Genomic DNA, 20,592 nt, shown 5'->3' on the forward strand with positions numbered 1-20,592 from the left:
CTCCTTCAGCGGTGAGGGCTTCTGTGACGGCGTGGATCGTGTCCACCCGCTCCACCTTAGCCACCGGGACCGGCGGCGTCGGCGGTCGTCTCTAAACTGTGGATATGCGCATCCACATCGCCACCGACCACGCCGGGCTCGAGTTCAGTGAAGACCTGCAGGAGCACCTGCGCGCGGCCGGCCACGAGGTGATCGACCACGGGCCGAAGGACTACGACCCGATCGACGACTACCCGGCGTTCTGCATCAACGCGGCGGCCGCGGTCGTGCGCGACCAGCAGGCCGGCGTCGAGGCGCTCGGGATCGTCTTCGGCGGCTCCGGCAACGGCGAGCAGATCGCGGCCAACAAGGTGAAGGGCGTGCGCGCGGCGCTCGTCTGGAACGAGTCCACCGCGCAGCTCGCCCGGCAGCACAACGACGCCAACGTCATCGCCATCGGCGCGCGCCAGCACACCGTCGACGAGGCCAAGAGCTTCATCGACACCTTCATCGCCGAGCCGTTCTCGTTCGAGGAGCGCCATGTGCGGCGCATCGTCCAGCTCGCGGAGTACGAGGCCACCGGCGACATCGCGGGCAAGAACGTGGACCACTGATGCCAGAGGGTCACTCCGTCCACCGCATCGCCCGCCAGTTCGCCGTCAACTTCGTCGGCCACCGCGTCGCCGTGTCGTCGCCGCAGGGCCGTTTCGCCGCGGATGCGACCCGCATCGACGGGCACGTGATGACCGACGCCAAGGCGGTCGGCAAGCAGATGTTCCTGGAGTTCGACAACGAGCTGTGGCTGCGCGTCCACCTCGGCCTCTACGGCGCCTGGGACTTCGCGGGCGACATCAGCATCGACCCGACCATCGCCAGCGCGAACGGCCGCATGGGGCAGACCAACCAGCGCGGCACCGACCTCGACCCGATCCTCGACTCTGCCGGCGAGAACTCCCTCCACTCGATCGGTGCGCCGCGGCGGACCCGGCTGCGCATGGCCGAGTCCGAGAAGGTCGAGGCCGAGATCACGTCGTTCCCGCCCGAGCCGATCGGGCAGGTGCGTGTGCGGCTGCTGACGGACACCGCGGTCGCCGACCTGCGCGGGCCCACGGCGTGCGAGGTGCTCGACCCGGCGCAGGTGGATGCGGTGATCGCGAAGCTGGGTCCCGATCCCCAGGTCGACGACGGGCCGGAGGCCGAGGAGCGCTTCGTCTCGATCGTGAAGCGCAAGCCGACCTCGATCGCCCTGCTGCTCATGGACCAGAGCGTCGTCAGCGGCGTCGGCAACGTGTATCGCGCCGAGCTGTTGTTCCGCGCCCGGCAGAATCCGCACACCCCCGGCAAGAAGGTGCCGGAGGACACGGTTCGCGCGCTCTGGCGCGACTGGGTGCACCTGCTCCGCATCGGCGTCGAGACCGGCCAGATGATGACGATGGACGACCTCGACGGAGACTCGTACCGCAAGGCGATGGCGAACCGCGACGACCGCCACTGGGTCTACAAGCGCGAGGGGCTGCCGTGCCGGGTCTGCGGCACCAACATCGTGATGGAGGAACTGGGCGGCCGCAAGCTGTACTGGTGCCCGGTGGACCAGGCCTAGGAGGCATCGTGCGGCAGAATCCGAGCTTCACGCTCACCGACCCGGCCGAGCTCAAGCGGCTCGTACGCGAGAACCCGTGGGCGACGTTCGTGAGCGCCACCTCGAACGGGCTGGTCGCCTCCCACTATCCGGTGATCCTCGACGAGACCCGCGACGAGCTGACGCTGCTGAGCCACGTCGGCCGCCCGGACGAGCAGTTGCACGAGCTCGGGCAGCACGAGCTCCTCGTCATCGTGCAAGGTCCGCACGGCTACATCTCGTCCGGCTGGTACGACGAGAAGCCCGCCGTGCCGACCTGGAACTTCATCGCTGCCCACTTCTCCGGGGTACCCGAGCTGCTGAGCGACGAGGAGAACCTCGACGTGCTCGCCCGACTGGTCGACCACTTCGAGGACGAGCTGCCGTCGCCCCGTCGGATGCGCGGGACGCTCGACGACGCCGCGTACGCCGAGCGGATCGTGTCCGGCACGGTCGGACTGCGCCTGACGCCGACGCGCGTCGTCGCCAAGCAGAAGATGAGCCAGAACCGGCCCGACCACATCGTCGACGCGATCATGACCGAGCTCGACGGCGACGGCCCCTACGCCAGCGCCGGTCTGCTGCGCGAGATGCGGCTCGTGCACGACCGCCGCCGCGCCGCGCGATGACGCTGGTCCTGGCCGGCGCGCGGCTGCCGGGGCGCGACGGGCTGGTGGATGTGGTGCTCGACGGGACGCGGATCGCTGCCCTCGAGCCTGCCGGAACCGCGCAGGGCGACCGCATCCCGCTCGACGGCCGGTGGGTCGTACCCGGATTGTGGGATCAGCACGTGCATTTCACGCAGTGGGCGCAGACCGCCCGTCGCCTCGACGTGTCCCAGGCCGCGTCGGCAGCCGAAGCCGCCGCGCTCGTGCGCGAGCGGGCGTCCGCCGACCCGGGCGACGACGTCCTCGTCGGCTTCGGCTTCCACGACGCGCTGTGGTCGGACCTCCCGACCCGCGAACTGCTGGATGCGGCCGCGGGCGACCGCCCGGTCGTCCTCATCGCGGGCGACCTCCACTGCTCCTGGCTGAACGCGGCCGCCGCTCGCCGTTTCGCGCCGGAGTCGACGGATGCGGTGCTGCGGGAGGACGCCAGCTTCGCGGTCACCAGCTTGCTCACCACGGCCGACGATGCGACGCTCGACCGCTGGGCCGCGGATGCCGCGCGGGCCGCCGCGACGCGCGGCGTGGTCGGCATCGTCGACCTCGAGTACGGCTGGAATCTCGACGTGTGGTCGCGCCGCATGTCCGCAGGCGCGCGAGACCTGAGGGTCGACTTCGGCATCTACCGTGATGACCTCGAGCGCGCTATCGGGCTCGGGCTCACCTCCGGCGCGGTGGTCGAGGGCACCTCCGAGCTGCTCCGGGTGGGCCCGTTGAAGGTGATCTCCGACGGGTCGCTCAACACGCGCACCGCTCTGTGCTCGCACGCGTACCCGGGCGGCGGTCACGGCGTCGCCAATCTGACCGAGCGGGAGCTGCTGGATACGCTGCACCTCGCCCACGCCAACGGCCTGACCGCCGCGGTGCACGCCATCGGCGACGAGGCGAACCGCCGGGCGCTCGACGCCTTCGAGGCCGTCGGCGCGGTTGGGCGCATCGAGCACGCCCAGCTGATCGACGCGTCCGACATCCCGCGCTTCGCCCGTCTCGGCGTGACCGCGAGCGTGCAGCCGGAGCACGCGATGGACGACCGGGATGTGGCCGAGAGCCTGTGGTCGGGGCGTACCGACCGCGCGTTCCCGCTCGCCGAGCTGCACGCCGCGGGCGCGCGGCTCGCCTTCGGCTCGGACGCTCCCGTCGCCCCGCTCGACCCGTGGGCGGCGATCGCGTCGGCCGTCGGCCGCACCCGCGACGGGCGCGAGCCGTGGCATCCAGAGCAGGCGGTGTCCGCGGAGATCGCGCTGGGCGCATCCACCCGCTCCACCGTCGCGCCCGGGCAGCCGGCCGACCTCGCCGTGCTCGACCGCGACCCCCTCGCCGCGTCGCCCGACGACCTCCGCACCATGCCCGTCGCCGCGACCCTGCTCGCGGGCCGCTTCACGTACGACACCCTGCGCTGACCCTCGGCGACCCGCCCGGCGCCGCCGCCTCCTCCTCGGGCGATTCGTGCCGAATCGTCGCCATTCGTCACGAATAGCGCTCATTCGTGATGAATCACGGCCAGCTGCACCGCGCGCGATACGCCGCGACGATCACCGCCCGCGCTGCAGCATCCGGTCGACGCCGGGGGTGGTCGCGATCGCGGTGTTCCGCAGCGACTCGGTGTACGCGTCTAGGTAGCCGTAGCGTGTCAGGTGCTCCGCGTACTTCTCCTCGAACACCGCCGCGCTGGTGATGTGCGACCAGGCGCTGGAGTACGGGTCGTCGTTCCACGGCGAGTGCAGCACCGGCGCGTGGCCGGTCACCGGCAGCAGGTCGGCCGTGGTGTCCCCGTCCACGCTGATCACCGTCGCCCCGAAACCCGGTGACCGCGGGTCACGCCGCGTGATGCGCCCGAACCGCGCCTCCCCGTCCGCCTCCGCCTCGCCCGCGTACGTGTGCTGCACGCCGAGCGCCCCGGCGTTCGGGATGCGGTCCTCGATCCCCGCCGACCCCAGCATCACGAACGCGTAGACGCCGAGGTCGCGCGCGTCGGCGAGGGCGTCGGCGCTGGTGGTCGTCCCGTACGAGTGGGCCACCACGTTGAGCGCGCGCGGCGGGTCCTCGTGCCGCACCGCGTTGACGCCCCGGAGGTCGGCCGTCAGCAGTGGCGCGCCGCGCGACGCGTAGTCGCCGAGTGCCGCATCCACTCCGGGCGGGGGAGTGACGTACCCGATCCACGACACCACCGCCCGCCGGGTCGGCGCGCCGACCGTGCCCTGTTCGTCGTAGAGGTTCTGCGCGGACTGCGTCCACAGCTGCATGTCGTCCGTGTACGTCCCCATGCCCGGCACGGCGAACGTGATGTCGGACGCCGTGTCCAGGTCCCCGAGCGCGACCGCGGCGAGCGGCGGCCGGTCGAGGCTCAGCGCGATGAGGTGCCGCGCCGGCGTGCGCTTGCCGCCGACGGTCTTCTGGATGGCCGTGAGCGACCCGAGCACCCTCGTCGCCGTGGCGTCGTCCGGGTGCCGTTCGAGGTCCCGCTTCTCGGACGCGATCGCCTGCTTCAGCGCGCGCCGGTTCGCCTTCTCCCGGTCCCTGTAGTCGACGCCGTCGAGGTTGCCGACCACCTCGGGCAGCGTCTCGATCGCGTCGGCGCGGGTGTCCGCATCCAGGTCGTCCCACTCGGCGTGCACGGCGTCGGGGTCGGTGTTGGCCAGCTGGACGACCAGCTCGGGATGGTCGGCGAGGTACGCCTCCTGCTGCTCGTCGTTCATCGCCTTGAGCACGTCGAAGGTCGTGATCGGCGCAGCCCCGGCGGCGGGCGCGACCAGCAGCCCGACCACCGCGACGGCGCCGAGCGCGACCGCGACGATCACCCGGCGGCGCATGGCCGGAGCCTAACGCCGCGGCCGAGACGCTGTCCACGGGACACCGCCCGCCCGGGTGCGTCGGCTGCGGATGACACACGACGAAGGGCCGCCCGCACTGCGGACGGCCCTCCCGACGAACGGCGTTACTCGCTGATGTGCGCGAACAGGAACCAGCGGTCCTTGTCGAGCCCGCGGGCGATCTCGATCGCGACGTCCTGGCTGGTCGCGTCGAGCTCGGCGAGCTCGCGCACGGCGGTGTTCACAGCGGCGAGCGCGGCGTCGAGCTGGGCGATGACCTCGGCGATCGTCTCGTTCGAGGGGCGGAAGCCGGCGGTCAGCTCGCCCGTAGTGGTCTTCGCGGCGACCGTGCCGAGCCGCGCATCCACCGGGAGGCCGAGGGCGACGATGCGCTCGGCGGCCAGGTCGGCCCACTCCTGCGCGTGGTCGACGATGGTGTCGAGGAGCTCGTGCACGCCGATGAAGTTGGCGCCCCGCACGTGCCAGTGCGCTTGCTTGCCGTTCACGACGATGGCCGTGAGGTCGACCACGACCGGGCTGAGGAACTGCGCGACCCCGGCCGCGACGTCCGGGTTGGAGACACTGGGGATTGCGGCGATGTCGGTCATGAGTGCGTCCTTTCTTCCACCTGCCCCAACGCTAGCGACGGCCCCGCATTCCGACAACGAAGCGAAGGCTCCGCTAAGTAGGGTCGGGTTAACCCCCGGACCGATCGGGAGGGTCCCGGGATGGGGTGAGCAGCACCCATCCGGCCAGGCTGAGGTCATGTCCACCGAACCCGTCGCCACTTCTGCCACGCTGGATGCCGTGACCGCATCCGGCCCCGCTCCCGCCCCCGCGTCGGCGCGCCCATCGGCGCCCGCCCGCTACGGCTCGCTCTGGCGGGGCGTGCCGCGTGAGCTCGGCTTCCTGCTGCTCACCATGCCGATCGCCGTCATCGGGCTGACCGTGCTGCTCACCCTGTTCTGGACGGGCGTCGGCACCATCGTCATCTACGTCGGCTTCTTCATCGTGGTCGCCGCGTTCTACACTGCCCGCGGCTTCGGCGTCGTGGAGCTGACGCGCCTGGACTGGGCGGGCCGGCCCTCCATCCCGCGGCCGGTGTGGGAGAAGCCCGGGACGCCGCGGACCTTCTGGCGCGCCATCTTCGGCCCCTTCGCCAACGGCCACTATTGGCTCTACCTGCTGCACGGAGTGATCATCAACCCGGTGGTCAGCATCGTGTCGTGGTCGCTCACGATCACGTGGGCGTCGATCGCTCTGGGCGGTCTGACGGGGTGGATCTGGCTGCCGTTCATCCCGCAGGGGAATCGCGACTTCTACCTGTCGCGGACCATCGTGGATGCGGTCTTCGGCACGCATTCGACCTTCGACCCGAACACGGGCGACCGGATCCTGTATGTGATCGCGGGCGTGCTCTTCGCCGTGACGCTCCCGTTCGTCACGCGGGGGCTGACCCTGGCGCACCACGGGATCGCGCGCGGCCTGCTCGGGCGGTGGCCGTCGGAGGCGCTGCAGGCCGAGGTCGCCGACCTCTCCGCCTCGCGCGGCGCGGCCGTCGCCGCCGAGGACCAGGCGCTGCGCCGCCTGGAGCGCGACCTGCACGACGGTCCGCAGCAGCGGCTGATCCGCCTGCAGATGGACATCGCCGCCGCCGAGCGCAAGCTCGCGGACGACCCGGACGCCGCCGCAACACTGCTCGCCGAGGCCCGGCAGCAGGCCGGCGACACTTTGGAGGAGCTGCGGGCCCTGTCGCGCGGCTTCGCCCCGCCCATCCTCCAGGACCGCGGGTTGGTCGCCGCCGCCGAGTCGCTCGCCGCGCGCAGCCCCATCCCGATCACCGTGGAGTCGACGCTGGAGCCCGGCGAGCGGTTCAGCCCGGAGCTGGAGCGCAACGCCTACTACGTGCTAGCCGAGTTGGCGGCCAACCTCGCGAAGCACTCGGAGGCGTCGGCCGCGCGGATGTTCATCGACAAGACGACGGACACATCGGGCGCGGCCTGGCTGAACGTCTGGCTGACCGACAACGGCCGCGGGGGAGCGTCGCTCGTGACCAGCCACGGCCTGAGCGGTCTGCAGGAGCGCGTGCGCGGCCTCCGCGGCGAGCTCATCCTCGAGAGCCCCGCCGGTGGCCCCACCCGCATCGGCGCGCGCATCCCGCTGGCCTGAGCCGCCTCTGGTTGACGCAACACGCCGTCCGGCCGCCCGCCGCGACGGCGTGTTGCGTCACCTCCATGCCCTCTAGGCTGGGAGCGTGCCGAGTGAAGACCGACCGCTGCGCGTCGTCGTGGCGGATGACTCCGTCCTGTTGCGCGAGGGGCTCATCCGGCTGTTCGACGAGGCCGGGTTCGACACGGTAGGCGCGTTCGGGGATGCGGACACGCTGCTCGAGGCGCTGCCCGACCTGATGCCCGACGTCGTCGTGCTCGACGTGCGGATGCCGCCCACCTTCCGCGACGAGGGCGTGCGGGCCGCGCTGCGCATCCGGCGCGAGCATCCCGACATCGCCGTGCTGCTGCTCTCGCAGTACGTCGAGGGCACCTACGCCCAGGAGCTGCTGGCCGGCGGCGACGGCGGCACCGGATACCTGCTGAAGGACCGCATCGCCTCCCTCGACGAGCTTCAGGATGCGGTCACCCGCGTCGCCGCCGGCGGGACCGTGCTCGACCCGCAGGTCGTCCGCGAGCTGCTGACCCGCCGCACCGACCCGCTCGCCACGCTGACGCCGCGCGAGCGGGAGGTGCTGGAGCTGATGGCCGAGGGCCGCACCAACGCCGCCATCGCCGCCCGCATGGTCGTCGGCGTCGGCGCGGTCGAGAAGAACGTCACCTCCATCTTCCAGAAGCTCGGCCTGGAGGACTCCGGCGACGACCACCGCCGAGTGCTTGCCGTGCTCGCCTTCCTGCAGCGCTGAGTGTTGGATGGCTGCATGGCTGGTTTCGACGACATCACCAAGAAGGCGCAGGAATTCCTGAATGATCCGAAGGTCAAGGACGCCCTGAGCTCCGAGCAGGCCGAGGACATCAGCGACAAGCTGCTGGACGGCGTGGCGGGGGCTGCGAAGAAGGTCACCGGCGGCAAGTACGACGACAAGATCGAGGGCGCCCGCGACCAGGCCGACAAGCACGTCGGCAACGAGTAGCGACTATCGGCTGGGGTTGACGGGCCGAAGCGACGCGATGGCCCGCCGGTAGATCGAGTACCCCCACAGCATCGCCAGCACCACCGCGACGACGGCGATGACGACGCCGACGATGATGGCGATGGCGGGCGCAGCGCCGAGCGCCGCCGTCGCGCTGCCCACCAGCAGCCCGATCACGATCGACTCCACGACCGCGATCAGCATCATCGAACTCCCGAGAACCGGTGTCGCGCCCCGCGCGCCGAAGAAGTGGTACGTCATCCGAATGCCCTCTTCGTCGTCGTTCGCCGACGCGTACAGGTAACGGCCGAGCCCCGGATCCAGGTCCAGATACGCCGCCCGCAGCCGGTTCATCGCGACGACGTACATCATGTCCTCGTCGGACGTGTTGAACACCCGCACCATCGTGATCAGCCCCAGCAGCGCGAGCACCAGCAGCACTCCGAGCGCCGCCAGCCCGAACCACCCCCGGAACCCGCTCGCCTGCCCGATGAACCCGAGGGTCACGAGGCCGGCCGAGACGAGGGTGAGGAAGATCGCGATCCGGGTCAGCACCTCGCTCTGCGTGGTGCTGCGGGACGCGAGCAGGCTCCAGTGCTCGGTCGCCAGCAGCTGGGCGCGGAGGCTGCGCTGCGCCGGTGTGAGGCCGTCGTCCGACGGTGGAGTGGCCGTCATGCGGCCATTGTGCTCGCCCACCGCTCGCTCGCACCAGCGAGCGCCGCCGTTTGTAACGAGTGCGCCTGCGCGAACAGCGGCGAATGTTACAAACCGCGGCGCTCACGATCGCAAGACCGCCAGAAGGACCGAATCGGAGGGGATGACGGGAATCGAACCCGCGTAATCAGTTTGGAAGACTGAGGCTCTACCATTGAGCTACATCCCCGGGGCCGCACCGGCGGCGCCATGGCCACCTTCTGCGCGGTGGCCGGAGACCATCGTAGTACACGCGCCGCGGCCGAGCGTGCAGTAGACTCGGGGACGGTCTTTCGCACCGCTTCAAGCCGGGGCGTAGCTCAGCTTGGCTAGAGCGCCCGCTTTGGGAGCGGGAGGTCGCAGGTTCGAATCCTGTCGCCCCGACGAGGACCTCGTTCCTTGCGAGAAGACCATCGTTCGAACATTCAGGAGAACCCAGACATCGTGAAGACCACGGTCGAGAAGCTCAGCCCCACGCGCACCAAGCTCGTCATCTCGGTGACGCCGGAGGAGCTGCAGCCGTCCATCAAGCACGCCTACGAGCACATCGCGGAGCAGGTGAGCATCCCCGGTTTCCGCAAGGGCAAGGTGCCGCCGCCCATCATCGACCAGCGGGTCGGCAAGGCCGCCGTCCTGGAGCACGCGGTCAACGAGGGTCTGGACGGGTTCTACCGCCAGGCCATCGAGGAGAACGACGTGCGCCCGCTCGGCCGTCCGGAGGCGGACATCACCGAGTGGCCGAACGAGAAGGACTTCTCGGGCGACCTGCTCCTCACCATCGAGGTCGACACACGCCCCGAGGTGACCATCCCGTCCTTCGACGACATTACGATCACGGTCGACGCGGCCGAGGTCGGCGTCGACGACGTCGAGGAGGAGCTGGACCGCCTCCGCAGCCGCTTCGGCACCCTCGTGACCGTGGACCGCCCGGCCAAGACCGGCGACTTCGCGCAGATCGACCTGACCGCCGAGATCGGCGGCGAGGAGGTCGACACCGCCGCCAACATCTCGTACGAGATCGGTTCCGGCGAGCTGATCGACGGCATCGACGAGGCGCTCGACACCCTCACCGCCGGCGAGACCACCACCTTCGAGGCACCGCTCATGGGCGGCGACCACGAGGGCGAGAACGCTCAGATCACCGTCACGCTGAACGCCGTCAAGGAGCGCGAGCTCCCGGAGGCCGACGACGACTTCGCGCAGATCGCCAGCGAGTTCGACACCATTGGCGAGCTGCGCCAGAGCCTGCGCGCCCAGGTCGAGCGCGCCAAGGTCTTCGGCCAGGGCACCGCCGCGCGCGACCAGCTGGTCGACACGCTGCTCGAGCTGGTCGAGATCCCGGTTCCGGAGCAGCTGGTCGAGGACGAGGTCCACCGCCACCTGGAGCAGGAGAACCGCCTCGAGGACGACGTGCACCGCGCCGAGGTCAAGGAGTCCAGCGAGAAGACGTTCAAGACGCAGATCCTCCTCGACGAGGTCGCGCAGAACGAGGACATCAAGGTCAGCCAGGACGAGCTCACCCAGTACCTCGTGCAGGGCGCCGCCCAGTACGGCATGGACCCGAACGAGTTCGTGAAGATCCTCAGCGAGAACGGCCAGATCCCGTCGATGGTCGGCGAGGTCGCCCGCAACAAGGCGCTCGCGATCATCCTCGGCAAGGTGAAGGTCGTCGACTCGAACGGCAAGCCCGTCGACCTGGCCGAGTTCACGGCGATCGCCGACGCGGACGCGGACGCGGACGACACCGCCGACGAGGCCGCCGACAGCAGCGAAGCTGCTGAGGCCCCCGCCGAGCCCGCCGCCGACGAGGCCCCCGCCGCCGAGGAGAAGCCCAAGAAGCGCTCCACCAAGAAGAAGGCCGACGACAAGTAAGCCGTCCCCCTCTGGTTGACACGACACGCCGTCTCGTACTGTTACGAGGCGGCGTGTCGCGTCAGGTAGAGGTGCCGCCCCGGACGAAGGAGCACGGATGAGCGACGACTGGCGGCAGCGGGTGGATGCGGTGTGGGCGTCCGCCGACGACACGAACGAGGACGCGACCCTCGCATCCATCGACGCCCTCGTCGCGGAGCGCGAGCCCAACGATCCTGAGGCGCTGTTCGAGGCCGCGAGCGCCCGCGACTTCGCCGGCCGCGAGACCGACGCCGAGCCGTTCTACCGCGCCGCCCTCGCGCACGGACTGGCGGAGCCCTACCGCGGCCAGGCGATCGTCCAGCTCGCCAGCACCCTCCGCAACCTCGACCGGCCGGCCGAGGCGCTGAGCCTGCTGCGGGACTTCCTCGCCGCCGAGCCCGAGCATCCCCTCGCGGACGCCGCCCGCGCGTTCGCCGCCCTGGCCCTCTTCGACGACGGGATGCGCGCCGACGCGCTCCGCGAAGCACTGGGCGCCCTCGCCCCGCACCTGCCGCAGTACGCCCGTGCCGTCACCGCCTACGCGGCCGCCCTCGACGACGACTGACCCGCCCTTCTCTGCCCACGGCGAACAGCGCCGAAATGCGCCCGGCGCTCCGATAGATTCGATGCCAAGCGACAAAGGAAATGGAGCGAACATGGCCGACATGGGTATCCAGCCCAGTGTTTTCGACAGACTGCTGAAGGACCGCATCATCTGGCTCGGCTCCGAGGTCCGGGACGAGAACGCGAACGAGATCGCCGCGAAGCTGCTGCTCCTGGCCGCGGAGGACCCGAAGCGGGACATCTACCTCTACATCAACTCTCCCGGCGGCTCGATCACCGCCGGTATGGCCATCTACGACACGATGCAGTTCGTCCCGAACGACATCGTCACCGTCGGCATCGGCATGGCCGCCTCGATGGGGCAGCTGCTGCTCACCGCGGGCACCAAGGGCAAGCGCTACATCACCCCGAACGCCCGCGTGCTGCTCCACCAGCCGCACGGCGGCTTCGGCGGTACCGCGAGCGACATCCAGACGCAGGCGCAGCTCATCATCGACATGAAGAACCGCCTGGCCCAGATCACCGCGGACGCGACCGGCAAGTCGGTCGAGCAGGTGAACGCCGACGGCGACCGCGACCGCTGGTTCTCCGCGCAGGAGGCCCTCGAGTACGGCTTCGTCGACCACATCCGCGAGTCGGCTCTCGACGTCGCCGGCGGCGGCGGCACCGAGCCGGACAAGAACTGACGACGCCTGAAGGATAAGGAAAACAGTATGAACACCCCATGCTCGGCGGATCCGCCGGAGTCGGCGGTCAGGCGTTCGGCGGCATCCAGGCCCCGGGCTCCCGGTACATCCTCCCCAGCTTCGAGGAGCGCACCGCCTACGGCTACAAGCGCCAGGACCCGTACGCGAAGCTGTTCGAGGACCGCATCATCTTCCTCGGCGTGCAGGTCGACGACGCGTCGGCCGACGACATCATGGCCCAGCTCCTCGTGCTCGAGAGCCAGGACCCGGACCGCGACATCGTCATGTATATCAACTCGCCCGGTGGCTCGTTCACCGCGATGACGGCGATCTACGACACGATGCAGTACATCCGCCCGCAGATCCAGACGGTCGTGCTCGGCCAGGCCGCCTCGGCCGCCGCCGTGCTCACCGCCGCCGGCACCCCGGGCAAGCGCCTCGCGCTGCCGAACGCCCGCATCCTCATCCACCAGCCCGCCGTCGGCGAGGCCGGTCAGGGGCAGGCGTCCGACATCGAGATCCAGGCGAATGAGATCATGCGCATGCGCACCTGGCTGGAGGAGACGCTGTCGAAGCACTCCAACCGCTCGGTGGAGCAGGTCAACAAGGACATCGACCGCGACAAGATCCTCGGCGCCCAGGAGGCCCTCGAGTACGGTCTCATCGACCAGGTGCTCACCAGCCGCAAGACGCTGCCGGCGCTGGTCAAGTAGTAACCTTCGCTGCATGGCGGAACGGGGCGGTCAGTTCGATGACCGCCCCGTTCGTCGTGTCCGGGTGTACAACGACGCGCCGTGGGACCCGGAGAGCTGGCCCGCGACGATCCCGGCCGTGCGCCAGCTGCTCCGCGAGGGTCTGGACCTGCCATCCGGCGTGACGATGCTCGTCGGCGAGAACGGGGCAGGCAAGTCGACCATCGTCGAGGCGGTCGCCTCGGCGTACGGTCTGCCGCCGGAGGGCGGGAGCAACCAGGGCAGGCACGTCACCCGGCCCAGCGAGTCCCCGCTCGGCGAGTGGCTCTATGTCGAGCGCGCGCCGTGGGCGGCGAAGTGGGGCTTCTTCCTGCGCGCCGAGACCATGCACGGCTACTACAGCTACGCCGAGACGGTCGCCGCGCCCTCCGACCCCCGGCTCCACGAGATGAGCCACGGCGAGTCGTTCAACACCCTGCTGGCGAACAAGCTCAACCATCCTCAGTTCGTCGCGGGTCTCGTCTGCCTCGACGAGCCGGAGGCGGCGCTGTCGTTCCAGTCCACGCTCACCTGGCTGGCGAACCTGAACGTCATGGCCGAGCGCGGCACGCAGGTGCTCTGCGCGACCCACTCGCCGATCCTCGCGGCTCTGCCCGGCGCACACATCCTCGAGCTCGGCGAGTGGGGCATCCGCGAGTCGTCGTGGGAGGACCTCGAGATCGTCGCCCAGTGGCGGTCCTTCCTGGATGCTCCGGAGCGCTACTTCCGCCATCTGCTGTGAGCAGAACCGCCGCGTGAAGCAAAACGGCCGACATGCGCGCCAATGTCGGTATCACGGGTTAGGCTCGACGGAAGAACGACCCGAAGAAGGAGGGGAGAGGGATGGCACGCATCGGGGAAAGCGCCGATCTGCTCAAGTGTTCCTTCTGTGGCAAGAGCCAGAAGCAGGTTCAGCAGCTCATCGCCGGTCCTGGCGTGTACATCTGCGACGAGTGCGTCGAGCTCTGCAACGAGATCATCGAAGAGCGTCTCGCCGAAGCGGGTGAGGAGACGTCGAGCGAGTTCGACCTCCCCAAGCCCAAGGAGATCTTCGGGTTCCTGGAGGAGTACGTCATCGGGCAGGAGCAGGCCAAGCGCTCGCTCGCCGTCGCGGTGTACAACCACTACAAGCGCGTCCGCGCCAAGCAGACCATCACGTCGGCCGACTCGATCGACGACGTCGAGATCGCGAAGTCGAACATCCTGCTGATCGGCCCGACCGGCTGCGGCAAGACCTACCTCGCCCAGACGCTGGCCCGGCGCCTCAACGTGCCGTTCGCCGTCGCCGACGCCACCGCGCTGACCGAGGCCGGCTACGTCGGCGAAGACGTCGAGAACATCCTCCTGAAGCTCATCCAGGCCGCCGACTACGACGTCAAGCGGGCCGAGACGGGCATCATCTACATCGACGAGGTCGACAAGATCGCCCGTAAGGCCGAGAACCCGTCGATCACCCGCGATGTCTCGGGTGAGGGCGTGCAGCAGGCGCTGCTCAAGATCCTCGAGGGCACGGTCGCCTCGGTCCCGCCGCAGGGCGGCCGGAAGCACCCGCACCAGGAGTTCATCCAGATCGACACGACGAACGTGCTGTTCATCGTGGCCGGCGCCTTCGCCGGGCTGGAGGAGATCATCTCGTCCCGCGCGGGCAAGAAGGGCATCGGCTTCGGCGCCCCTCTGCACTCGAAGGGCGACGACATCAACCTCTTCAGCGAGGTGCTGCCGGAAGACCTCCACAAGTTCGGTCTCATCCCCGAGTTCATCGGCCGTCTCCCGGTCGTCACCACGGTCACGCCGCTCGATCAGGACGCGCTCATGCAGATCCTGACGGAGCCGAAGAACGCCCTGGTACGGCAGTACCAGCGCATGTTCGAGCTCGACGGCGTGCAGCTGGAGTTCGACCACGCGGCTCTGGAGGCGATCGCCGACCTGGCGGTACTGCGCAAGACCGGTGCCCGCGGCCTCCGCGCGATCATGGAGGAGGTGCTCGGCCCGATCATGTTCGAGGTGCCGTCCAGCTCCGAAGTGGCGCGCGTGGTCGTGACGAAGGAGGCGGTGCTCGAGAACGCGGCGCCGACTATCGTCCCGCACCGTCCGCGGCGCGAGGAGAAGTCGGCGTAATCGCCGGCCGGGGCGTGATCAGCAGCTCCGGCGCCCGCGTCACCATCAGCCAGGCCGGCAGGATGGCGAGGCACAGGATCGGCAGGATGATCAGGTTCTGCGTCACCGCGACGCCCACGAAGATCGCAACCCAGCCGTCCCGTGCGGCGGCGACGGTCATACCGAGCACTCCGGCTGCCACGGCGACCTGAAGCGGTACCGCGGGGACGAGCGCGTTCGCGAGCACACCCACTGCCGCCCCGATAAAGACCGACGGGAAGATGCGGCCGCCGCGGAAGAGCGCGCTGGCCGAGACGAGCAGCGCGGCGAGCTTGATCAGCACGATCGCCGCCACCTGCCATGTGCTGTAATCGGCGCGGTTCGTCACCAGTTCGTTCATCTGGCTGAGCCCCTTGAACATGGTGACAGGGCCACCCAGCGCCCCGAGGACCCCGAGAACGACACCGCCGGCGATCGTGATGAGCAGCGGATGCCGCAGGCTGTGAAAGAGCCGGTGCAGCAGCGGGAACAGGACGACCGCGACCAGTCCGACGGCCGTTGCGACCGCCGCGATGATCAGGGCGGAGAGCACATCCCACCCGGTGATGGCCGTGTACGCGGGCATCGGGATCGCGAACGAGGGATGCGCCAGCAGCGTCATCGTGATCGAGCCGGCGGCTGCAGCCACCAGTGGCAGGAAGAGCTTGTCCCACAGCGAGCCGCCGCCCTTCACCGCGGCGAGGATCCCGGTGAAGATGAGTGCTGCCGCCACCGGCGTCCCGAAGAGGGCTCCGATCGTGCCCGAGATGGACATCATCATCACCATGCGGGCGGGCACTGCCTTGAAGGCCCGCGAGCACAGAGTGACGAGCAGGGTGGCGTTGATGAGGATGATGGGGTTCTCGGGCCCCAGGCTCACACCGCCCGCCAGGCCGAGGATCGCCGCTAGTGCCAGCGACGGCACGACGAGCACGGGCATGGGCGGCGCAATCAGTTCCGTGGTCGCCGAATCCGGGCCGGCATGGCCCGGGATGAGCCAGATGGTCAGCCCGACTGCGACACCGGTCAGGGTGAGGATCAGGAAGATCCACCACCCCGAGTTCGGGTCGACGCCGAGCGCATGAGGGAGCGCGGACCAGAGCCCGTCGTGCAGGAGGTCCGCCGCCTCATCGACCAGCCATAGCGTCAGCGCCGTGAAGACGCCGATGGCGACGGACGGGATGCAGAGCAGCAGCAGCTGCCGGACGGTCGGAGTGGGAAGCTCCGCCTGCGTCGCATCGCTCGTCGTCATCCGCTGCGCTCCCTCCTGGCCGGCTGGCCACAGAGTAGAGCGCTTCTCCGAGGACCGGCTAGCCCGCGTCAGCCGTTGAGACCGCGCCGCTTCAGCAGCGGCTCGATCTCGGCGTCCCGTCCGCGGAAGTCGCGGTACGCCTCCAGCGGGTCCTTCGACCCGCCCACGCCGAGCAGCCGCTGCCGGAAGCGGTCGCCGTTCTTGCGCAGCAGCCCGCCGTTCTCGCGGAACCACTCCACGGTGTCGGCGTCGAGCACTTCGCTCCAGATGTAGGAGTAGTAGCCGGCGTCGTACCCGCCCGAGAAGGTGTGCGCGAAGTAGGTGCTCGCGTAGCGCGGCGGCACGGCGGGGTTGTCCAGACCGACGGCGGCCAGCGCCTCGGCCTCGAACGCGGCCACGTCGGTCACGGTGTCGTCGGGGGTGATCCGGTGCCACGCCTGGTCGAGCAGAGCGGCGGCGAGGTACTCGCTGGTGGCGAATCCCTCGTTGAAGCCCTCGGCGGCGTGCAGCCGGTCGACGAGCTCCTGCGGCATACGCTCACCGGTGAGGTGGTGCACGGCGTAGTTCTCGAGCACTTCCGGCCACAGCATCCACATCTCGTTGACCTGGCTGGGGAACTCGACGAAGTCCCGGAACACGTTGGTGCCGGCGAACTTGGGATAGGTCACCCGCGCGAACAGGCCGTGCAGCGCGTGCCCGAACTCGTGGAAGAGCGTGTTGGTCTCGTCGTACGTCAGCAGCGTCGGCTCGCCCGCGGCGGGCTTCGGGACGTTGAGGTTGTTGACGACGACCGTGGGGGTGTCGAGCAGCTCCGACTGGGAGATGAGGGGATTCATCCACGCGCCGCCGCGCTTGGAGTCGCGGGTGTAGAGGTCGAGGATGTAGAGCCCCAGACCCGAGCCGTCCTCGTTCCGCACCTCGAAGACGCGCGCTTCGGGGTGGTAGGCGACGAGGTCGGGACGCTCCTCGAACGTGATGCCGTAGAGCCGGTTGGCCGCGTAGAAGACGCCGTCGTGCAGCACCCGCTCCGCCTCGAAGTACGGGCGCATCGCGGCGAAGTCCACGTCGAACTTCTCGGCGCGGACCTTCCCCGTCAGGTGAGCCCAGTCCCACGCCTCGACAGTCTGACCGTCGGGAAGCTGCCGCTGCAGGTCGGCCTGCTCGGCACGGGCGTTTTGGGCCGCCGGGGGAGCGAGGCGCCCGAGCATGTCGGCGACGGCCTCCGGTGTGCGGGCGGTCTCGTCGGCGGTGACGTACGCGGCGTGCGTGTCGAAGCCGAGCAGGCGGGCGCGTTCGGCGCGCAGTCGCGTGATCTCGAGCACGAGGTCGCGTGTGTCGTGGTCGCCGCCGCGGGTGCCGCGCGAGCGGGAGGCCGTCATGATCCGCTCGCGGGACTCGCGCCGGGTGAGGTCGGCGAGCCACGGGTGGCCGGTCGGCAGCACGAGGGTGACGACGAACTTGCCGTCGAGGCCGCGCTCGGCGGCGGCCTGCGCGGCGGCGGACAGCTCGCCCTCGCCGAGGCCGTCCAGCTCCTCGGCGGTGTCGAACACCACGGCGAGCTCGTTGGTGTCGGCGAGCAGGTTCTTCTCGAACCGCGTCGTCAGAGTGGAGAGCCGCTGGTTGTACTCGCGCAGCGCATCTTTGCCCGTGTCGTCGAGGCCGGCGCCGGCCAGGGTGAACTCGGTGTAGTACCGCTCGACCAGGTACCGCGACTCGGCGTCGAGGCCGAGTTCGTCGAGGCGGCCGTGCAGGTCGGCGAGGCGCGCGTACAGCGCGGGGTTCAGCCGGATGGCGTCGCTGTGCGCGGCCAGCCGCGGCGCGATCTCCTCTTCCAGCTCGTTGGTGAAGTCGGTGCTGTCGGACGAGCTCTTGTTGAAGAAGACCTCCGCGACGCGCTGCAGCGTCTGTCCGCTGCGCTCCAGCGGCAGCAGGGTGTTCTCGAACGTCGGCGCCTCGCCGTCGTCCACGATGGCCGCGACCTCGGACAGCTGCTCCTCCATCCCCAGCTCGAACGCAGGCCGGTAATGCTCGTCGCGGATCTCGGCGAAGGGCGGGAGGCCGTAGGGGAGCGTGCTGGGAGAGAGGAAGGGATTCGCGGCGTCGGTCATGGGTCCAGCCTAGACACCCTGAGCGAGGGGTCGCAAAGGATTCATTGCAAACGAATCAATGCAAAGAAGCAGTTGCAAAGAAGTCTTTGCATCGCTACTCTGTGGGTATGACAGACGAGCAGAAGCCGGCACCGATCGGCGCCGCGGGCGGCAAGTTCCCCCACGAGGACGCCCTGGGCATGGCCGCGCTGCGGGCCCTTGCGCATCCGCTGCGCGTCGAGATCATGAACGAGCTCTCCGACTTCGGTCCGGCCACCGCCTCCATGCTCGCCGAGCGACTGGGGGAGTCCAGCGGGGCGACCAGCTACCACCTGCGCCAACTGGCCAAGCACGACATCATCGTCGAAGACACCGAGCGCGGCTCCGGTCGCGAACGGTGGTGGCGGATGGCGCCCGGCGGTGTGACCATCGGATCGCCCGAGACCCTCGACACCCCGGCCGGCCGCGAGGCCAACGAGCTCATCTCCCTCGGCTGGCAGCAGAACAACGAGCGCCGGCTCTCCACCTTCCTCCGCCGCGGGCTCGACACCTTCGGCTTCGAGTGGATGGAGTCGAGCACCCTGTCCACGTCGCACCTCGAGGTGACGCGCGAGCAGCTGGCCGAGCTCGGCCGCGAGTACTACGAGCTGCAGACGCGGCTGAAGGCGAAGTGGAAGGCCGAGGCGGCGGACGCCGAGGCCGCGGGCGTGGAGCTGGGGGAGCGCAAGCGCGCGCAGGTCCAGTTCAACGCGTTCCCGCTGGTGGAGCAGGAGGACCGCTGATGTCCGCCGCCGCTCCGGTCGTCGTGAACGCCCCGCTGGGCCGCGGGTTCGCGCGTCTGTGGACGTCTGCGATCGCGAGCAACCTCGCCGACGGCATCGGCCGCACCGCCGTCCGCTGATCGCGACGACACTCACGCGCGACCCCGCCCTGATCGCGGGAGTCAGCGCCGTGACGTTCCTGCCCTGGCTGTTCTTCGGTATCCCCGCAGGAATGCTGCTCGACCGGGTCGACCGCCGCATCGCGATGGCCGTCGCCAACTCACTGCGCTTCGCGGTCGCGGCCGCGATGGCCGTGCTGATCACGACGGACACGCTGAATATCTGGCTCCTGTACGTGTGCGTCCTGGCCTTCGGGCTGGGGGAGACGGTCTTCGACAACGCGACCACGACCGTCGTGCCGGCACTCGTCACCCGCGACCAGCTGGACCGCGCGAACGGGCGGATGCAGTCGGCCGAGATCACCATCCAGAACTTCATCGCCACGCCGATAGCCGGGTTCCTCTTCGCGGCCGCCATCGTCCTGCCGATCTGGCTGACGGGTGCCGGTTTCCTGGTCGCCGGGATGCTCGCACTGAGCATCCCCGCCGCGGCGGCCCACGCGCATCGAGCGGGCGAGAGCGGCGTGGATGCCCCGGCCCGGCCTGCGCTCGAGGCCGTCGTCCGCTACCTCTGGGACCACCGCTTCCTCCGCCGGATGATCCTGCTCACCTCAGTCACGGCCTCGGCGCTGGCGTTCGCGCAGGGCAGCGTGGTGCTGCTCCTGCTCCAGACGTTCGACGTGCCGGCCGCGCTCATCGGCGTGGTGACGGCGGCGATCGGCGTCGGCGCGCTGGTGGGCGCGCTGCTCTCGCCGCGGTTCGTCGCCCGCTTCGGCCGCGGCCGCGTGATGTTCTGGGCGATCCTGGTCAGCGGCGTCGGCATCCTCGGCGTCGGCGTCACGTCGAACGTGGTCCTCGCGATCGCGGCCTACGCGATCGGCGCCTTCGGCGTGGCGGTGTGGAACGTCCCCTGGGGCGCCATCCGCCAGGCCATCATCCCGGGCGACATGCTGGGCCGCGCGCTCGGCATCGTCCGCACCATCGGGTGGGGGCTGACCCCCATCGCGACCGTCCTGGGCGGCTTCGTCGCCCGCATCGACCTCCGGCTGCCGTTCGTCATCGGCGGCGGGCTGGTGGTCGTCCTGACGCTCATCGCGTCCCGCCTCATCCTGTCGGCATCCGTTCAGGAGCCGGCTGCCGAACCCCTCCCGGAAGGACAACCGTCATGACCGCCGTCCTCGTCTCCACGTACCGTCCGTTCACGCACCGCCTGGCCGCTCGCGCAGGCAAAGCGCTCACCGCGTGGGCCGACCGCCCGCTCGCCCGCGCCCCGCGTGACGCGGAACGCGTCGCCCTCATCGAGCGCACGCGCGAGCACGCCGCCCGCACCCTCCCGCAGCTCCCGCGCTGACCCGTCGATGGGACGCGACACGCCGTTTCACCTGTGTGAACGCGGCGTGTTGCGTCCCATCGATGCTATTCGGTAGGCGAACAGGCGACACGCCGAAGGGGACGG

The 20,592-nt window shown here is 69.8% G+C and carries 20 protein-coding genes, 2 tRNA genes and 1 pseudogene; 17 read left to right on the forward strand and 6 right to left on the reverse strand.

Translation table 11 applies throughout. The features are described from left to right. Positions 1-104: 104 nt before the first annotated feature. The 4 genes from A0130_01505 to A0130_01520 are packed head-to-tail and all read left to right on the forward strand — an operon-like array spanning position 105 to position 3,662. Positions 105-593, forward strand: coding sequence for a ribose-5-phosphate isomerase (locus A0130_01505; GenBank protein ID ANF30523.1), 489 nt, complete (start codon positions 105-107; stop codon positions 591-593). Beyond that, complete coding sequence (locus A0130_01510) at positions 593-1,579, forward strand: DNA glycosylase (protein ANF30524.1); 987 nt, start codon at positions 593-595, stop codon at positions 1,577-1,579. Before A0130_01505 ends, A0130_01510 begins: the two co-directional genes overlap by 1 nt. 8 nt (positions 1,580-1,587) lie before the next feature. Continuing rightward, complete coding sequence (locus tag A0130_01515; protein ANF30525.1) at positions 1,588-2,226, forward strand: transcriptional regulator; 639 nt, start codon at positions 1,588-1,590, stop codon at positions 2,224-2,226. Further along, complete coding sequence (locus A0130_01520) at positions 2,223-3,662, forward strand: amidohydrolase (protein ID ANF30526.1); 1,440 nt, start codon at positions 2,223-2,225, stop codon at positions 3,660-3,662. The genes A0130_01515 and A0130_01520 overlap by 4 nt, the downstream gene beginning before the upstream one ends. A 132-nt stretch (positions 3,663-3,794) precedes the next feature. Here the strand turns inward: A0130_01520 and A0130_01525 are convergent, their stop codons facing one another. Both A0130_01525 and A0130_01530 read right to left on the reverse strand, forming a co-directional pair. Continuing rightward, positions 3,795-5,072 (reverse strand): hypothetical protein, encoded by a 1,278-nt coding sequence (locus A0130_01525; protein ID ANF30527.1) that lies wholly within the window; start codon positions 5,070-5,072, stop codon positions 3,795-3,797. Positions 5,073-5,197: 125 nt separating this feature from the next. Further along, positions 5,198-5,680, reverse strand: coding sequence for a DNA starvation/stationary phase protection protein (locus tag A0130_01530; GenBank protein ID ANF30528.1), 483 nt, complete (start codon positions 5,678-5,680; stop codon positions 5,198-5,200). A 199-nt stretch (positions 5,681-5,879) separates the two neighbouring features. Between A0130_01530 and A0130_01535 the strand changes: the two genes are divergently transcribed. The 3 genes from A0130_01535 (at position 5,880) to A0130_01545 (ending at position 8,214) form a co-directional block, all read left to right on the forward strand. Beyond that, positions 5,880-7,241, forward strand: coding sequence for a hypothetical protein (locus A0130_01535; protein ID ANF33252.1), 1,362 nt, complete (start codon positions 5,880-5,882; stop codon positions 7,239-7,241). An 85-nt stretch (positions 7,242-7,326) separates the two neighbouring features. Next, a complete protein-coding gene (locus A0130_01540) occupies positions 7,327-7,986 on the forward strand; it encodes a DNA-binding response regulator (protein ID ANF30529.1) in 660 nt (219 codons plus the stop codon). A 15-nt stretch (positions 7,987-8,001) separates the two neighbouring features. Next, positions 8,002-8,214, forward strand: coding sequence for an antitoxin protein (locus A0130_01545; protein ANF30530.1), 213 nt, complete (start codon positions 8,002-8,004; stop codon positions 8,212-8,214). 3 nt (positions 8,215-8,217) lie between these two features. Here the strand turns inward: A0130_01545 and A0130_01550 are convergent, their stop codons facing one another. Both A0130_01550 and A0130_01555 read right to left on the reverse strand, forming a co-directional pair. Beyond that, positions 8,218-8,889, reverse strand: coding sequence for a hypothetical protein (locus tag A0130_01550; GenBank protein ANF30531.1), 672 nt, complete (start codon positions 8,887-8,889; stop codon positions 8,218-8,220). A 134-nt stretch (positions 8,890-9,023) separates the two neighbouring features. Next, positions 9,024-9,097, reverse strand: a tRNA-Gly gene (locus A0130_01555). A 119-nt stretch (positions 9,098-9,216) separates the two neighbouring features. Between A0130_01555 and A0130_01560 the strand changes: the two genes are divergently transcribed. The 7 genes from A0130_01560 to A0130_01590 all read left to right on the forward strand — a co-directional run bounded on the left by A0130_01560 (position 9,217) and on the right by A0130_01590 (position 14,899). After that, positions 9,217-9,294: transfer RNA gene (locus A0130_01560), tRNA-Pro, on the forward strand. A gap of 57 nt (positions 9,295-9,351) precedes the next feature. Next, positions 9,352-10,779, forward strand: a complete 1,428-nt coding sequence (locus A0130_01565) for a trigger factor (protein ANF30532.1) — start codon at positions 9,352-9,354, stop codon at positions 10,777-10,779. A 97-nt stretch (positions 10,780-10,876) separates the two neighbouring features. Next, complete coding sequence (locus A0130_01570) at positions 10,877-11,365, forward strand: hypothetical protein (GenBank protein ANF30533.1); 489 nt, start codon at positions 10,877-10,879, stop codon at positions 11,363-11,365. A gap of 91 nt (positions 11,366-11,456) precedes the next feature. Beyond that, the gene (locus tag A0130_01575; GenBank protein ANF30534.1) at positions 11,457-12,050 is read left to right on the forward strand and encodes an ATP-dependent Clp protease proteolytic subunit; all 594 of its coding nucleotides are present in this window, start codon (positions 11,457-11,459) and stop codon (positions 12,048-12,050) included. 38 nt (positions 12,051-12,088) lie between these two features. Continuing rightward, positions 12,089-12,763, forward strand: a complete 675-nt coding sequence (gene clpP / locus A0130_01580) for an ATP-dependent Clp protease proteolytic subunit (GenBank protein ANF30535.1) — start codon at positions 12,089-12,091, stop codon at positions 12,761-12,763. Positions 12,764-12,776: 13 nt separating this feature from the next. Next, the gene (locus tag A0130_01585) at positions 12,777-13,523 is read left to right on the forward strand and encodes an AAA family ATPase (GenBank protein ID ANF30536.1); all 747 of its coding nucleotides are present in this window, start codon (positions 12,777-12,779) and stop codon (positions 13,521-13,523) included. A 101-nt stretch (positions 13,524-13,624) separates the two neighbouring features. Beyond that, complete coding sequence (locus A0130_01590) at positions 13,625-14,899, forward strand: ATP-dependent Clp protease ATP-binding subunit ClpX (protein ANF30537.1); 1,275 nt, start codon at positions 13,625-13,627, stop codon at positions 14,897-14,899. On the opposite strand, the gene A0130_01595 is transcribed toward A0130_01590, so the two are convergent. Continuing rightward, complete coding sequence (locus A0130_01595) at positions 14,856-16,169, reverse strand: ion channel protein (GenBank protein ANF30538.1); 1,314 nt, start codon at positions 16,167-16,169, stop codon at positions 14,856-14,858. The two genes, A0130_01590 and A0130_01595, sit on opposite strands and share 44 nt — an antisense overlap. 68 nt (positions 16,170-16,237) lie before the next feature. After that, positions 16,238-18,277 carry a hypothetical protein gene (locus tag A0130_01600; protein ID ANF30539.1) on the reverse strand — a complete coding sequence of 680 codons (2,040 nt, stop codon included), beginning with the start codon at positions 18,275-18,277 and terminating at the stop codon, positions 16,238-16,240. Positions 18,278-18,384: 107 nt separating this feature from the next. Between A0130_01600 and A0130_01605 the strand changes: the two genes are divergently transcribed. The 3 genes and pseudogenes from A0130_01605 (at position 18,385) to A0130_01615 (ending at position 20,487) form a co-directional block, all read left to right on the forward strand. Continuing rightward, on the forward strand, positions 18,385-19,038 hold the full coding sequence (locus A0130_01605) for a transcriptional regulator (protein ANF30540.1): 654 nt from the start codon (positions 18,385-18,387) through the stop codon (positions 19,036-19,038). Continuing rightward, positions 19,038-20,305, forward strand: a pseudogene (locus tag A0130_01610) (MFS transporter). Before A0130_01605 ends, A0130_01610 begins: the two are co-directional and overlap by 1 nt. After that, positions 20,302-20,487, forward strand: a complete 186-nt coding sequence (locus tag A0130_01615; protein ANF30541.1) for a hypothetical protein — start codon at positions 20,302-20,304, stop codon at positions 20,485-20,487. Before A0130_01610 ends, A0130_01615 begins: the two are co-directional and overlap by 4 nt. The last annotated feature ends 105 nt before the right edge of the window (positions 20,488-20,592 follow it).

Origin of the sequence: Leifsonia xyli, assembly GCA_001647635.1 — a bacterium.
In the GTDB taxonomy this organism is placed as follows: Bacteria; Actinomycetota; Actinomycetes; order Actinomycetales; family Microbacteriaceae; genus Leifsonia; species Leifsonia xyli_A.